The 13923-nt window shown below is 38.4% G+C and carries 17 protein-coding genes; 6 read left to right on the top strand and 11 right to left on the bottom strand.

Annotation, left to right across the window (positions count from 1 at the left end):
* Positions 1 to 51 precede the first annotated feature (51 nt).
* The 4 genes from L3Q70_RS08390 to L3Q70_RS08375 form a co-directional block, all read right to left on the bottom strand.
* Positions 52 to 276, bottom strand: coding sequence for a hypothetical protein (locus tag L3Q70_RS08390; protein WP_062567882.1), 225 nt, complete (start codon positions 274 to 276; stop codon positions 52 to 54).
* Positions 277 to 287: 11 nt separating this feature from the next.
* The gene (locus L3Q70_RS08385; protein WP_237114079.1) at positions 288 to 491 is read right to left on the bottom strand and encodes a hypothetical protein; all 204 of its coding nucleotides are present in this window, start codon (positions 489 to 491) and stop codon (positions 288 to 290) included.
* Positions 491 to 790 (bottom strand): G5P family DNA-binding protein, encoded by a 300-nt coding sequence (locus L3Q70_RS08380; RefSeq protein ID WP_237114078.1) that lies wholly within the window; start codon positions 788 to 790, stop codon positions 491 to 493. Before L3Q70_RS08380 ends, L3Q70_RS08385 begins: the two co-directional genes overlap by 1 nt.
* Positions 791 to 995: 205 nt before the next feature.
* Entirely contained in the window at positions 996 to 2276 is a 1281-nt protein-coding gene (locus L3Q70_RS08375) for a phage/plasmid replication protein, II/X family (RefSeq protein WP_237114077.1), read from the bottom strand.
* A 127-nt stretch (positions 2277 to 2403) separates the two neighbouring features.
* Between L3Q70_RS08375 and L3Q70_RS08370 the strand changes: the two genes are divergently transcribed.
* Positions 2404 to 2595: a hypothetical protein gene (locus L3Q70_RS08370; RefSeq protein ID WP_237114076.1), complete on the top strand. Its 192-nt coding sequence runs from the start codon at positions 2404 to 2406 to the stop codon at positions 2593 to 2595.
* Between the two features lie 585 nt (positions 2596 to 3180).
* Here the strand turns inward: L3Q70_RS08370 and L3Q70_RS08365 are convergent.
* The 7 genes from L3Q70_RS08365 to L3Q70_RS08335 all read right to left on the bottom strand — a co-directional run bounded on the left by L3Q70_RS08365 (position 3181) and on the right by L3Q70_RS08335 (position 8723).
* Complete coding sequence (locus L3Q70_RS08365; RefSeq protein WP_237114081.1) at positions 3181 to 4530, bottom strand: zonular occludens toxin domain-containing protein; 1350 nt, start codon at positions 4528 to 4530, stop codon at positions 3181 to 3183.
* Positions 4527 to 4841 (bottom strand): DUF2523 family protein, encoded by a 315-nt coding sequence (locus tag L3Q70_RS08360; RefSeq protein WP_062567884.1) that lies wholly within the window; start codon positions 4839 to 4841, stop codon positions 4527 to 4529. The genes L3Q70_RS08365 and L3Q70_RS08360 overlap by 4 nt, the downstream gene beginning before the upstream one ends.
* Positions 4841 to 6415 (bottom strand): hypothetical protein, encoded by a 1575-nt coding sequence (locus L3Q70_RS08355; protein WP_237114080.1) that lies wholly within the window; start codon positions 6413 to 6415, stop codon positions 4841 to 4843. The genes L3Q70_RS08360 and L3Q70_RS08355 overlap by 1 nt, the downstream gene beginning before the upstream one ends.
* 83 nt (positions 6416 to 6498) lie before the next feature.
* Positions 6499 to 6723, bottom strand: a complete 225-nt coding sequence (locus L3Q70_RS08350) for a hypothetical protein (RefSeq protein ID WP_062567882.1) — start codon at positions 6721 to 6723, stop codon at positions 6499 to 6501.
* 11 nt (positions 6724 to 6734) lie between these two features.
* On the bottom strand, positions 6735 to 6938 hold the full coding sequence (locus L3Q70_RS08345; protein ID WP_237114079.1) for a hypothetical protein: 204 nt from the start codon (positions 6936 to 6938) through the stop codon (positions 6735 to 6737).
* Positions 6938 to 7237 carry a G5P family DNA-binding protein gene (locus L3Q70_RS08340; RefSeq protein ID WP_237114078.1) on the bottom strand — a complete coding sequence of 100 codons (300 nt, stop codon included), beginning with the start codon at positions 7235 to 7237 and terminating at the stop codon, positions 6938 to 6940. Before L3Q70_RS08340 ends, L3Q70_RS08345 begins: the two co-directional genes overlap by 1 nt.
* 205 nt (positions 7238 to 7442) lie before the next feature.
* Positions 7443 to 8723 carry a phage/plasmid replication protein, II/X family gene (locus L3Q70_RS08335; RefSeq protein WP_237114077.1) on the bottom strand — a complete coding sequence of 427 codons (1281 nt, stop codon included), beginning with the start codon at positions 8721 to 8723 and terminating at the stop codon, positions 7443 to 7445.
* A 127-nt stretch (positions 8724 to 8850) separates the two neighbouring features.
* On the opposite strand from L3Q70_RS08335, the gene L3Q70_RS08330 reads away from it, so the two are divergent.
* The 5 genes from L3Q70_RS08330 (at position 8851) to L3Q70_RS08310 (ending at position 13920) form a co-directional block, all read left to right on the top strand.
* Positions 8851 to 9042, top strand: coding sequence for a hypothetical protein (locus L3Q70_RS08330; RefSeq protein WP_237114076.1), 192 nt, complete (start codon positions 8851 to 8853; stop codon positions 9040 to 9042).
* Between the two features lie 675 nt (positions 9043 to 9717).
* Positions 9718 to 10113, top strand: coding sequence for a response regulator (locus L3Q70_RS08325; RefSeq protein WP_062569081.1), 396 nt, complete (start codon positions 9718 to 9720; stop codon positions 10111 to 10113).
* 7 nt (positions 10114 to 10120) lie between these two features.
* Positions 10121 to 11014 (top strand): MoxR family ATPase, encoded by an 894-nt coding sequence (locus L3Q70_RS08320; protein WP_062569080.1) that lies wholly within the window; start codon positions 10121 to 10123, stop codon positions 11012 to 11014.
* A 3-nt stretch (positions 11015 to 11017) separates the two neighbouring features.
* Complete coding sequence (locus tag L3Q70_RS08315; RefSeq protein WP_062569079.1) at positions 11018 to 11977, top strand: DUF58 domain-containing protein; 960 nt, start codon at positions 11018 to 11020, stop codon at positions 11975 to 11977.
* A gap of 2 nt (positions 11978 to 11979) precedes the next feature.
* Complete coding sequence (locus L3Q70_RS08310) at positions 11980 to 13920, top strand: DUF3488 and transglutaminase-like domain-containing protein (protein WP_237115226.1); 1941 nt, start codon at positions 11980 to 11982, stop codon at positions 13918 to 13920.
* Positions 13921 to 13923 lie beyond the last annotated feature (3 nt).

The raw sequence follows: 13923 nt of genomic DNA, 5'->3' as shown, positions 1-13923 counted from the left end.
AAAGTGCTAAAAGTCCTGAGACGATTAGCACTGTGTCTAATGTGATGAACATTAGCTAAATGACATGCCTTTAATCCACTTCCAGCCAATAGCAACAAAGGCACAAAGCAGCATAACGCCACCAATTAAATTGGCGTTATCGGTAAAGAAAGTTTGAAAGCTGGTTGTTGCAGCAGTTACTTCGGCAGCCGCTTCAGCATGAGCAGCACCAGCAGCAAATGCAGAGGTTACGACTAATCCAGCTTTAGCGAGTTTACTTTTTAAAATGTTTTTCATGGTTAAGTTCCTTATCTATTCCAAACCATTTTGTTTAATTTCTTCCAACCGTAAGCGGTGAGAAGAACGACGATGATTGACGGAGCAACTTCACTTTTGAAGGTGCTCCAATCGAGTGGAACTGGAAATGGATTTTCAACTACTTCCAATTCTACAGGACACTGTTTTTCGACAGGTTCTACAGGACAAATAGCGATGTATTTGTAGTCAGGCATTAACTAGCCTTTTTATCCAAAGTGCTAGAAACAGGTATTAGCTTTAGACCAAAACGATCTAATTCTAATTGGCCGTACTGATTAACCTTGTAACTTTCCGGTGCTAACATATATTCGCCAACCTGATAGGCGTTATTATGGTCATCATGAGTAATTTTAAATTCCACAGGGAAAACACCGCCCATATGTGCATAAGCTTTCTGTTCATAAACAGTGCGGGCTGGTTTATCGCCTTTAGGTGGAAAAGTTCTAGGCGTTGGAATATGTGCGCCATTTGTGTCGATAATTTGGATTTTCATTTGTTTAATTCCTCGTTGTAATCATCAATCGCGGTTCTCTGACCGTCAGTAAATTGATTTGTGGTTAAGTCTCGGATAAGTCTTTTTAATAATTCAGCACCAGCTATTAAAAAAAATACTGTTATGAATAAAAAAAGGGCTATGTCATATTCTTTATATGTAAGGCACACAAAGCCCATAAAGTTGTAAAATGCGTAAAGGAAAATCATGAAACCAACCTTAGAAAACCTTGGTTCTCTTTAAGTAAAACTTGATTTGATAAACGGTCAGGTTCTTGCCATCCAGTCGGATGCTGTTTTGAAAAATCAACGTTAACCATACGAATGAGCGGAACAACATTTGAAGCTGTTGCTTGTAGATTTTGTAAGTAGGCTTTTGGTACTACTTGAGTTAAATCATTTATGGTTCTATGAAATGTTGGTTTTGGGGTTGTTGCTTTTAGTTCGTCCCAACCCTCATGCTTTAAAAGTCTAAATGTCCTGAATAGACGATCAGCTTTTGAATAACTAAAGCCTGTCTTAGTTTCAGTTTTAAAATGGTTTCTTAGCTGATTATGAATTTCTTCATCTGAGTATGTACGCATAGTTGCACCCTCGAACGTTTTAAATATGTCAGACCAAGATTGCTCCCATAACTTTTGTATTAAACACCCATCAAAATTGCTGCTGTATTCTTCGAATAGCCAAAGGTTAGTAGGTATGCCTAAACGGTTTAACATGCGAGGCATTACACTAGCTTCGAAACGAAGTGCGTTTTTTGCAAACTGTTGTACTTCTGGTGCTGTCATTGAATCAAGCTGACGTTTGAAAATTTGGTCTTTAGTTTTGTCGAATTTTGCTTGTGCTTTATTGGTTTGGTCTTGTAGCTCAAACTGTTTTAAGTACGCTTTTAAGCGTTTATGTCGTGACCCCTTACCAAAGTAAGCAGTCGTATCAAATGCAGATTTAGCGCCCCTCGTTTGACCATTAGATATGTTGCGTAATGCATGAATTACGTTCCGACTATCTGATTCGGTCGCTAAGTGAGCGCTAAATGTGCAATCAATTTGTGCTAATTCTGCGTTATGATACTCAAGAATTTCACCCATTTGAGGAAGTGCATATTCGAAAGTAGTAATTAGTGCGTCAATACAAAGCATCACATCACATGTACCAAATACGTTATGACCTTGAAGTAATTTTGCAGGACTAGCTTTTAGTTCTATATGTGGATAGTAATTGCTGCCCCCTGCTCTCACTTTGAAAGCAAGGTTAGCCCAAGAGCTTGGAAGTGATTCGTAAGGATGGCGCAAAGCAGAAACCTCTGCCAAACAGATGTTTTCACTGTCTAATCGATAATCATTAGGTGTAAAAGTCACGTCCCCTGCTTCCATCTTACAACCTCTTTTCTGACACTCTCGCAAATCAATTAAACCACTTGCTCCATCTGGAGAAGCAGCTACAACTGATTCATGAAAAGGTATCTTAATCCTTAAGAGGTCAATCATTACATGTAAACACGAAATAAATAATTGTGTGGATTATAGTCATGATATTTATTACATGTAAACATATTTCATTAATATTTTATAAATGTTGTATAGTTGCATGATTATTTAGACGTGAGTTTTGAAAATGAAAAAGCGCAAAGACACCACCATTGCTATAAATGGAGAGAGAAAAGAAGCATTACAGGAAGCCGCTGTCGAAATTACTATCGCAACAAGGGAAACAATAAAACCTTCTACAATAGTTCAATACTTGATCGATAATTATCTAGATGAAGCAACAAAAGATCTAAAAGGCAAAAGGAAAGAATCAGCGTAAAAAGTTTCAAAATGAGACTAGAGTCCACTATTAAAGTATGTGGACTCTCCCACCTACTGTACCTATTCTGGTACATTAATTTTTACTGAAACATGGGTTAGGTTTATCAGGGGCGCATGGCTGCGCGGGGTTTTTCTTCCAAAAATAGATGGTTTGCGCTTCGCTTGGTTACGGCCAATAACCTACAGCTTTTAAAATTACTTATGAGTGTGGCCTACGTTCTTACGAACAAGTTCCCAGTGGTACGTAATATCGGAGTCGATTATTACGTAACGAGTTAAATATTACGTAATAAATTACGTACCTTTTGAATTGGTACGTAAAAAATAACATACCCATAATTGGCATTATGTTACGGGTTGCTTGCTCTGGGGAGCTTGCAATCGTTGTGCGCTTCGCTATTTTGCACAACGAATACCACAAGCGCCCCGCCATTAAACCATTTTGGCGCGGCACTTTCTCAACATAACACGTTTCAAATTATGGGTTGTTAGTGATGGTAAGTAATAAAGTAAATTGATAACCCCAGCACACACAGTCAGAGGCTCGAAACTCGCCTTTCTGTCTGTGTGTTTGCTGTGGGTGTTAGAATTGTCTTAGATAAATATTTTTATCTAAGTATTTGAGTATCGGCAAATCTTCTCTAAGGTAAACGGAGTAACCTATCTTCTCTAGATAATTAGAACTTAAAGTTATTATCTCAGGCTCTTTTACTTGTTCAGATTGTTCGGTTTGGTTTTCACCTTCCCCCATAACTGATGTTTTTTGGCGCTCAACATCCTTGCCAGTTACACAATTTATATAATGTTCAACCGTAATAATGCCATGACTTTTTTTGAGTGTATATCCACCGTATTCATAGTCATCACATATTTCATTTAAGGGATGCTCAAACTTCTGCGGCTTATAAGTTAAATCTAATTTTGGTTTAGCAATGGTTTGTTCTGCTTGCTGTTTAACATCAGTGTTTGTCGATTCAGGTGTGCTGTCAGTGAAAGGTTCGTCAGAACCAACAATCCCCAAGTTAACAAACAAGGTATAAACAACATAGATTAATAGAGGGATAGCAAGTAAAAACAAAAAAGCTTTTGGTGGTAATTTAAATTTAGCGGTATGTTCATCAGCAGACCAATAAACACCATAGAAACTTGAATCCCTGCGCATCATTTTAGATGAACATTTATCTAAGTCCCCCTTATAGTCAGTATTAAACTGCTTATCACGTTGAAAGCGTGTAATAGCTGAACCACCCATCGGTCTAAAATAGTGAATATGGGAGTTGGTACACTTCTGGATAACGTTATCTAAAAAGGTGTAGTGTTGTGTCACAAGGTGAATATCGACACCTGAATGCCTATGTTTTTGGAACTGGGTATAGTGCTTAGGTCGTTTGGCGCTATTGGCCATAGGTGGAAAATAGTCTTGGCATTCATCAAACACGCTAATTGAACCATTAGGTAGCTCATACCACTGTGTAGGGTCATCCGTTTTAGTCCAGTGGTAATTAAGCAACTTGATGGATTCAATTGTTGGTTCTTCTGATTCATCCATGTAAGTATCCAAAGCTACTAAATTTTGCTTTGGGTAGCAGTTTCTACACCACGTTACGAATAAATTTATAACTGCCCGTTCATCATAAAGCTTAAATTGTGGTGCCAACCAAGGCACATCAACTAGCTCAACCAATTTATCTTGCTCATGGGCATGTTTAATAATTTTAGAGTACCGGTGCCCTTTTTTTGTCTGCTGAACAGTAGGATAGAACACACCATAAAACCACCCTGAAAAGCTATTACAAAAATCCAAATCAAGCAAAAAGCACTTGATATTGTTATAAAACTTTTCCTTTTGTGTAACGGAGGAATCTTCACAAATTTCTTTCAATGTATTTAATGTTTTGCCCGCACCAGGCACACCTGTTCGTAAATAAATCATGCGTTAGGTGCTCCCATTTTCATCTTAGTAACAGAGCCAGCGGACGTTAATCCGCGAATAGTTAAAGCAGCTGCGTAAGCACCCATCATAAAACCGAGGGCTTCGTCTAATTTTGCGTAGTTGAATACAGCAAGCACCTCGACTGGTAATGTCGAAGAGTTAGCAACTATTAAATTAAATAGATAGTCGATACCAAATGAACCAAGTTCATAGGTGACGTAACCAAAACCAAGACCAACAAGAACTTTAGAAACTAAGCTAGGGAGTAACGTAGCAAGCGCTGCAAAAAATGCTTGAATTAAAAATGGCATTAGACTGACCTCACAATAATAGCGGCACTATGGATTAATGAACTAAGCACAATCAAACCAGATAGAGCCTGTAAAAAATAAATGATGTAATGGAAGCTAAAACAAGCGGTGTAACCAGTGGTTAAGGTGATACATTTTTCTTGTGGTAACTCTGCATCAGGTAGCCAGTTTTGATATTTTTGGGCGTACTGCTCTAGGTTCTTGGTTTCATGAGGTAGTTCAACACCATCACCAGAGCCAATACCCGCACATTCTTCAATTGTTCCTTCACAATCTTGACCGCCAATATTACCGTTAACTGTACCATTACCACCGCCGCCACCACCGCCAGATATTTCTAATCCATTTATGGCATCTATTACCCCCTGCAATTTCCCATGAGTAATAGCTGTGTTACGTTCATCATCTTCACGATGGAAATAGATTTGTGTTTCAATATCACCTAGGGCTGCAATAATAGCATTTGTGTTTTTTGTATCTGCTTCAGTTTGCTTGTTATGTAATAAGTTATCATTGTCCATATGTCTATTGGTGCTATTCTCAATTTCTATCTCTACATTGTTTAAATGGCAGATAGAATCACCAGCTTGACAACTTGCTTTGTTCTTTTGTGCGTTTGGGGTTTCATCAACTTTGTTTTCATCGTTATTATGAGGCGTATCTTCAGGTACATCTGGAGCTGAAGGACAATTAAGAACATTTATATTAGAGTCACCCGTTTTTGTTACAGTACAAGAACCCTCATCACCTTCATCAGCTAATTTTTTAGTATCATAGGGCTTATCACCACATGCAACACCTTGGCTAAGACCTATTGCATGTTTGTTTGATTTGCCAATGTTTTCCGAATTTACTGTATATGCACATCCCCCATTACAATACAATCCAGCACCGTTAAAGGATTGGCCTAGATTAGGGCTTGTATATAATTCCTTGCTAGAACCTTGGGCTGGGCAGTCTTTAGGTATACAGCCACTAGAACCTAATTGAGCAGAAGTACCTCTAGAGTGGTAACCAGCGGGGCAATCTTCAGGTTCTTTTGGTTTAGCACACCAGAAAGGCGAATCGTCACCAGTAACTGGAACCCCTCTATCAGGGTCAGGGCTTACTTCAATTGTATGTTCAGCGGAATTAGAAGGAGGGCAGCTATAAGTATATTCACCAGCTATATTTGCAAAAAATACGGAGTAGGTTCTGCGAGTAGGAAGTCTTGTTCCATCTGAATATTTACGAACACCAGACTGAAAAATTTTAAGGGTTCCATTTTCAGATTGGCACGTTCCGCCATCAGCCATATCATACTCTTCAGTCGAATAACCTTCGACAGTAGCGGCTAAAGACATACAGGATTGCATCTTTACATCTCTACCTTCTGAATCAGGACCACCGCAAACTTTATGAGTTAAGTCACCACCACCATGAAATGATGCAGCTTCACATGGTTCCATTTGATGTTTGGGCTTTAGTAAATCACTTAAGTCGGGGCCGTATAAATCCGATAAAGCAAATGCGTTTATTTTTGAAACAAAAAAGGCGCTCATTAGCGCCAATATAAATATTAGTATTCGCATCATTGCGCCTTAGTTTTAATCATCGAAAAGGATATAAAGTGCTAAAAGTCCTGAGACGATTAGCACTGTGTCTAATGTGATGAACATTAGCTAAATGACATGCCTTTAATCCACTTCCAGCCAATAGCAACAAAGGCACAAAGCAGCATAACGCCACCAATTAAATTGGCGTTATCGGTAAAGAAAGTTTGAAAGCTGGTTGTTGCAGCAGTTACTTCGGCAGCCGCTTCAGCATGAGCAGCACCAGCAGCAAATGCAGAGGTTACGACTAATCCAGCTTTAGCGAGTTTACTTTTTAAAATGTTTTTCATGGTTAAGTTCCTTATCTATTCCAAACCATTTTGTTTAATTTCTTCCAACCGTAAGCGGTGAGAAGAACGACGATGATTGACGGAGCAACTTCACTTTTGAAGGTGCTCCAATCGAGTGGAACTGGAAATGGATTTTCAACTACTTCCAATTCTACAGGACACTGTTTTTCGACAGGTTCTACAGGACAAATAGCGATGTATTTGTAGTCAGGCATTAACTAGCCTTTTTATCCAAAGTGCTAGAAACAGGTATTAGCTTTAGACCAAAACGATCTAATTCTAATTGGCCGTACTGATTAACCTTGTAACTTTCCGGTGCTAACATATATTCGCCAACCTGATAGGCGTTATTATGGTCATCATGAGTAATTTTAAATTCCACAGGGAAAACACCGCCCATATGTGCATAAGCTTTCTGTTCATAAACAGTGCGGGCTGGTTTATCGCCTTTAGGTGGAAAAGTTCTAGGCGTTGGAATATGTGCGCCATTTGTGTCGATAATTTGGATTTTCATTTGTTTAATTCCTCGTTGTAATCATCAATCGCGGTTCTCTGACCGTCAGTAAATTGATTTGTGGTTAAGTCTCGGATAAGTCTTTTTAATAATTCAGCACCAGCTATTAAAAAAAATACTGTTATGAATAAAAAAAGGGCTATGTCATATTCTTTATATGTAAGGCACACAAAGCCCATAAAGTTGTAAAATGCGTAAAGGAAAATCATGAAACCAACCTTAGAAAACCTTGGTTCTCTTTAAGTAAAACTTGATTTGATAAACGGTCAGGTTCTTGCCATCCAGTCGGATGCTGTTTTGAAAAATCAACGTTAACCATACGAATGAGCGGAACAACATTTGAAGCTGTTGCTTGTAGATTTTGTAAGTAGGCTTTTGGTACTACTTGAGTTAAATCATTTATGGTTCTATGAAATGTTGGTTTTGGGGTTGTTGCTTTTAGTTCGTCCCAACCCTCATGCTTTAAAAGTCTAAATGTCCTGAATAGACGATCAGCTTTTGAATAACTAAAGCCTGTCTTAGTTTCAGTTTTAAAATGGTTTCTTAGCTGATTATGAATTTCTTCATCTGAGTATGTACGCATAGTTGCACCCTCGAACGTTTTAAATATGTCAGACCAAGATTGCTCCCATAACTTTTGTATTAAACACCCATCAAAATTGCTGCTGTATTCTTCGAATAGCCAAAGGTTAGTAGGTATGCCTAAACGGTTTAACATGCGAGGCATTACACTAGCTTCGAAACGAAGTGCGTTTTTTGCAAACTGTTGTACTTCTGGTGCTGTCATTGAATCAAGCTGACGTTTGAAAATTTGGTCTTTAGTTTTGTCGAATTTTGCTTGTGCTTTATTGGTTTGGTCTTGTAGCTCAAACTGTTTTAAGTACGCTTTTAAGCGTTTATGTCGTGACCCCTTACCAAAGTAAGCAGTCGTATCAAATGCAGATTTAGCGCCCCTCGTTTGACCATTAGATATGTTGCGTAATGCATGAATTACGTTCCGACTATCTGATTCGGTCGCTAAGTGAGCGCTAAATGTGCAATCAATTTGTGCTAATTCTGCGTTATGATACTCAAGAATTTCACCCATTTGAGGAAGTGCATATTCGAAAGTAGTAATTAGTGCGTCAATACAAAGCATCACATCACATGTACCAAATACGTTATGACCTTGAAGTAATTTTGCAGGACTAGCTTTTAGTTCTATATGTGGATAGTAATTGCTGCCCCCTGCTCTCACTTTGAAAGCAAGGTTAGCCCAAGAGCTTGGAAGTGATTCGTAAGGATGGCGCAAAGCAGAAACCTCTGCCAAACAGATGTTTTCACTGTCTAATCGATAATCATTAGGTGTAAAAGTCACGTCCCCTGCTTCCATCTTACAACCTCTTTTCTGACACTCTCGCAAATCAATTAAACCACTTGCTCCATCTGGAGAAGCAGCTACAACTGATTCATGAAAAGGTATCTTAATCCTTAAGAGGTCAATCATTACATGTAAACACGAAATAAATAATTGTGTGGATTATAGTCATGATATTTATTACATGTAAACATATTTCATTAATATTTTATAAATGTTGTATAGTTGCATGATTATTTAGACGTGAGTTTTGAAAATGAAAAAGCGCAAAGACACCACCATTGCTATAAATGGAGAGAGAAAAGAAGCATTACAGGAAGCCGCTGTCGAAATTACTATCGCAACAAGGGAAACAATAAAACCTTCTACAATAGTTCAATACTTGATCGATAATTATCTAGATGAAGCAACAAAAGATCTAAAAGGCAAAAGGAAAGAATCAGCGTAAAAAGTTTCAAAATGAGACTAGAGTCCACTATTAAAGTATGTGGACTCTCCCACCTACTGTACCTATTCTGGTACATTAATTTTTACTGAAACATGGGTTAGGTTTATCAGGGGCGCATGGCTGCGCGGGGTTTTTCTTCCAAAAATAGATGGTTTGCGCTTCGCTTGGTTACGGCCAATAACCTACAGCTTTTAAAATTACTTATGAGTGTGGCCTACGTTCTTACGAACAAGTTCCCAGTGGTACGTAATATCGGAGTCGATTATTACGTAACGAGTTAAATATTACGTAATAAATTACGTACCTTTTGAATTGGTACGTAAAAAATAACATACCCATAATTGGCATTATGTTACGGGTTGCTTGCTCTGGGGAGCTTGCAATCGTTGTGCGCTTCGCTATTTTGCACAACGAATACCACAAGCGCCCCGCCATTAAACCATTTTGGCGCGGCACTTTCTCAACATAACACGTTTCAAATTATAGGAAGTTAAATATTTAAACATAGCTCAACCCATTCTCTGAGGACGCTAAGTCCAATACTAGACGGTATCGGACATTTTGCTGTTGTTTTATCGTATTATTCATTTTATTAGTGTCTGTTTCTTGAGCTTACTTATCTCATGACTTATATTAAAACTATCAACTTGAGATGTAACGATAAGATGTAACAATATGGAATTTGTGAAGCCGTTGGAACCTATTTTGATAATTGATGATATGCAAGACATCAGAGATTATCTAAACCAAATTTTGACTGGTCTTGGCTTTGAAGATATTTTAGAAAGTCGAGATTTTGAATCAGCTAAAACTGTTATCGAAGAAAAGTCACCGAACGTTATCTTTCTTGATATTGAGCTACCTAATACTGATGGTACGGAAATTCTTGAATACTTAAACGACCACCACCCACATACACATGTTGTTATGTGCTCTGGCCATAACAGTCTTGAGAATGTTCAAAACACCTGGGAACTCGGTGCTAAAGGTTTTATCGCCAAACCATTCAACGCAAAAAAAGTCGACTCTGTTATGAAACGTCTAGAATTGATGGAAACCATAACAAATTAAGTAGTTTATGAATTCGACAATCCAACTCGTTATAGATGACCTATCAACGGTTATTTTCGGTAAGCAACAACAAATAAAACTCGCCCTAACGTGTTTATTTAGTGAAGGCCACCTGTTAATTGAAGATTTACCAGGTATGGGAAAAACCACGTTATCTCATGCACTTGCGGCTGTTCTTGGCTTATCGTATCAGCGAATTCAATTCACCAGCGATTTATTACCCTCTGACATACTTGGTACAAACATCTTTGATGCCAAAGAGCATAGCTTTTCATTTCATCAAGGCCCTGTATTTAGCCAAGTTGTTTTAGGCGATGAAATTAATCGTGCTGGTCCTAAAACGCAAAGTGCACTGTTAGAAGCAATGGAAGAAAAACAAGTGACGGTAGATTCTGTTAAGCACGCCCTACCATCACCATTTTTTGTGATTGCTACTCAAAATCCAGTGCATCAATCAGGCACTTATCCTTTACCTGAGTCGCAATTAGATCGCTTTTTTATGCGTATTAGTTTAGGTTTTCCTGACAAACACGCTGAAAAAAATCTCATTTTAGGGTTAAACAACCGTAACTACGATGACTTGCCCGTTCGTATTAATCCTGGTCAACTTGCTGTTATCCAAAAAGAAATTAATACGGTAACGATAAGTAATGCGGTTGTTGACTATATACTTGAGCTAGTTGCGTTTACTCGCCAAGATAACCACTTTGTAAACCCATTATCACCAAGAGCCAGTATTGCGCTTGCCCGTGCTGCAAAGTCATGGGCGTATATTGAAGGCCGTGATTTTGTGCTGCCTGAAGATGTGCAAGCGGTTTTCCCTAGCGTGACCGATCACAGGCTTGGTTTAAACGCTGGTGATAGCGGGTTTGCACTTAAACATGTGCCAGTAAGCTTATAAAACATGTTTAAGTGCCCTGCTTTTATTGAGCAATTTCGTCAGTCAATTTTTAATAAGTTATTAAAAAGCAAACATAGAACCAACGAAATTGAACTTAAGCATAAAACAATTTATGTATTACCCTCTAAACTTGGCGGGCAGTTTTTACTGATTGCGCTGCTTAATTTTGTGATGGGTATTAACTATCAAAACAACCTAATTTTAGCCATGGCGTATTTAATGGTGGTTGTTTTGGTGTTTACGATACTGACCGGCTATAAAAACGTTAGAGGTTTGTCAGTTAACTACCTATTTGTTAATGAAAGTTATGCGCCAAAAGCCCCTTTCGCGCGTTTTCAAGTTCAAGCTAAATCACACTGTGAACTAGTAAAACTCGTTAATAAAAACGTTGAATCTGAAACTGTGTCACTGCAAAGCAAAGAGACAAAAACAGTTGAAATAGCACTTAAATGTAGCGATCGTGGTGCTTATGACTTTGATAGAATTAAAATTATTAGTCATTTTCCATTTGGTTTAGTATCTGTTTGGAGTTATATAGAGCCAATAAGTACCGTTTTTGTTTACCCACAACCAATTACATCAGAAAAGCTTGATACTCAACTCCATGAAAATGACGAACATGATGGCGATAACGCACAAGTTAAAGCCGGTAATGATGACTTTTATCAGCTTACACCGTTTGTGCAAGGTACAGCACTGAATAAAGTATCGTGGAAACACTACGCTAAAACTCAGCAGCTATTAACGAAAGAGTTTACCAGTGATGCATCACAGGAATTAGCGCTTAATTTCAATATGTTAACTGGCAATAACGAACATCGTTTAAGCCAATTATGCTTTTTGGTAAACCAATTAACCGATCAACACATGGCGTTTTCGTTAACCTTGCCTAATAAACACATTGCAAAAGGCTTAGGGGTTCACCATCAAAGAGCCTGCTTACAAGCTTTGGCGGAGTTTTAATTATGAATACCCCGCTTATAAATACTGTTTTATCACTGCTTTTTATTGTTATCAGTGGTTTTTTGTTTACCGAAGTCCCTACTCTATTTTTAGCCATATTGGCTGGCTTAAGCTTTTTAAACCTGTTTTTAAGTAAGTTTTATAAAAAACTAAATGGATTGGGCGCGAATATTTTGGCTGCAGTTAGCTTAATAGCCTTATTTGTTCTTGTTGGTGTGAGCGATACGGTAAAGTTGTTTGTATCCATGATGCTACTTGCTAGCAGCTTTAAATTGCTACAAGCAAAAACAATTAAACAGTATCAAACCGTTTGTTTACTAGTGTTTTTTAACCTTTCAACTGTGTATTTATTTCATCAAGGGCTGTTCGAAACCTTGATTGTGAGTGTACTCTATATTGTTAACTTCGCAGTACTTGGCTACTTAACCAGTCCGCAAAGCTTTAAGGCCGCTAACAAGCAGAGTTTTAAAACAATATTACTAGCCTTACCCATAGCAGCATTTTTGATTTTGTTTTTACCTAAAATACCAGCATTTTGGCAGCTACCTGGGCCAAAGCTTGCGAAAACTGGCTTATCAGAACAAGTGAACCCCTTTTCGATTGCTAAATTAGCTGAGTCTGATGATTTGGTTTTTCGGGTAGAACAACAGCCAGGGCAAACCTTACACGCCCCCTATTATTGGCGAAGCCTCATTCATGATGAGTTTAATGGCAGTGAATGGTTAATATCGGACATTTTAAAATCTAAACAATTTAACCCTATTCGCCACGCCATTAGCCGTAGCAATAGCATTGATTATCATGTTATTGCAGAGCCCTCATCTTCAAATTGGTTATTTGCCCTTGGCTTTGCACTAAGTGCTAATTCAGATGTGCACTCTACTTACAATGGTTTGTTAAAACGCAAAGGTAACTTAAACAAAAACATTAAATACGCGGTAACGAGTAGCCAAGCTTCGCTGAGGCTGAATGCCTTTGAAAAACGTTTATACACCCGCTTACCTAAAATGACTAACCCACAAACGACGGCGCTGGCAAATCAGCTGGCTGCTGAGCATGATAATGCACAAAGTTACTTTAACGCATTACTTAATTACTTTAATCAGCAGCAGTTTGCTTACACATTAACACCAACGCCAATGTATGGTGATAATACGTTAGACCAGTTTGTATTTGATACCAAACGTGGTTTTTGTGGTCATTATGCTAGCACGGCCGCATTTATGTTTCGTGTTGCCGGTTACCCTGCCCGAGTTGTGTCGGGTTATTTAGGGGGCGAACAAACTAAAGCCGCTACGCTCAACATTTATCAATATGATGCGCATGCGTGGGTTGAAGTGTTCTTCGATGAAAAGTGGCACATATTTGATGCTACCGCTGTTGTTGCCCCGGAGCGTTTAAATAGTTCGTTATCACAGCTTGGTGATTTAAATGAAAGTTTTAACAACAATCTTAATTTTGGTTTAAAGCGCTGGAGCCATTTTAAAGCAATAAACTGGCTGCGTATTCAGCTTGAAGAGCTCGACTATAAATGGACTAACTGGGTGCTTACGTTTGACCAAGCATCACAGCAAAGTTTATTTGATTCACTGTTTGGTAATAATTCAGCATGGCTAACGCCATTAGTTGTGTTAGGTACTTTATTACTGAGCTTTACAGGCTATTTTTTATATAGCAAGCGCCCAGTACGAAGTAGCGAACCATTGGTTGATGACATTACTTGGCTTTATCAGTGGGCTAAAAAGCAAGGTGTCTCGCCTGTTTCTACCCACACACCACTACAAAATATTGCTTTGATCAAACAGCAAAAGCCCGCAGTGAAGCCTTATTTAAACGAATTTGAGCAAATAATCATCGAAGTACGCTATCAACAACAATCATATACTCAAAATCGCAAAAACCGTGTGCGAGTTCTGTTAAACTCTCTCAAAACAGCCAAATAGAGA

Source organism: Pseudoalteromonas sp. CF6-2 (assembly GCF_021729425.1).
Classification (GTDB): domain Bacteria; phylum Pseudomonadota; class Gammaproteobacteria; order Enterobacterales; family Alteromonadaceae; genus Pseudoalteromonas; species Pseudoalteromonas arabiensis.
This window is presented reverse-complemented; position numbering and strand designations above follow the sequence as displayed.

Excerpts from the sequence above, each read along its gene's own strand:
- L3Q70_RS08390 (WP_062567882.1), bottom strand. The coding sequence starts at position 276 with ATGAAAAACATTTTAAAAAGTAAACTCGCTAAAGCTGGATTAGTCGTA.
- L3Q70_RS08385 (WP_237114079.1), bottom strand. The coding sequence starts at position 491 with ATGCCTGACTACAAATACATCGCTATTTGTCCTGTAGAACCTGTCGAA.
- L3Q70_RS08380 (WP_237114078.1), bottom strand. The coding sequence starts at position 790 with ATGAAAATCCAAATTATCGACACAAATGGCGCACATATTCCAACGCCT.
- L3Q70_RS08375 (WP_237114077.1), bottom strand. The coding sequence starts at position 2,276 with ATGATTGACCTCTTAAGGATTAAGATACCTTTTCATGAATCAGTTGTA.
- L3Q70_RS08370 (WP_237114076.1), top strand. The coding sequence starts at position 2,404 with ATGAAAAAGCGCAAAGACACCACCATTGCTATAAATGGAGAGAGAAAA.
- L3Q70_RS08365 (WP_237114081.1), bottom strand. The coding sequence starts at position 4,530 with ATGATTTATTTACGAACAGGTGTGCCTGGTGCGGGCAAAACATTAAAT.
- L3Q70_RS08360 (WP_062567884.1), bottom strand. The coding sequence starts at position 4,841 with ATGCCATTTTTAATTCAAGCATTTTTTGCAGCGCTTGCTACGTTACTC.
- L3Q70_RS08355 (WP_237114080.1), bottom strand. The coding sequence starts at position 6,415 with ATGATGCGAATACTAATATTTATATTGGCGCTAATGAGCGCCTTTTTT.
- L3Q70_RS08350 (WP_062567882.1), bottom strand. The coding sequence starts at position 6,723 with ATGAAAAACATTTTAAAAAGTAAACTCGCTAAAGCTGGATTAGTCGTA.
- L3Q70_RS08345 (WP_237114079.1), bottom strand. The coding sequence starts at position 6,938 with ATGCCTGACTACAAATACATCGCTATTTGTCCTGTAGAACCTGTCGAA.
- L3Q70_RS08340 (WP_237114078.1), bottom strand. The coding sequence starts at position 7,237 with ATGAAAATCCAAATTATCGACACAAATGGCGCACATATTCCAACGCCT.
- L3Q70_RS08335 (WP_237114077.1), bottom strand. The coding sequence starts at position 8,723 with ATGATTGACCTCTTAAGGATTAAGATACCTTTTCATGAATCAGTTGTA.
- L3Q70_RS08330 (WP_237114076.1), top strand. The coding sequence starts at position 8,851 with ATGAAAAAGCGCAAAGACACCACCATTGCTATAAATGGAGAGAGAAAA.
- L3Q70_RS08325 (WP_062569081.1), top strand. The coding sequence starts at position 9,718 with ATGGAATTTGTGAAGCCGTTGGAACCTATTTTGATAATTGATGATATG.
- L3Q70_RS08320 (WP_062569080.1), top strand. The coding sequence starts at position 10,121 with ATGAATTCGACAATCCAACTCGTTATAGATGACCTATCAACGGTTATT.
- L3Q70_RS08315 (WP_062569079.1), top strand. The coding sequence starts at position 11,018 with ATGTTTAAGTGCCCTGCTTTTATTGAGCAATTTCGTCAGTCAATTTTT.
- L3Q70_RS08310 (WP_237115226.1), top strand. The coding sequence starts at position 11,980 with ATGAATACCCCGCTTATAAATACTGTTTTATCACTGCTTTTTATTGTT.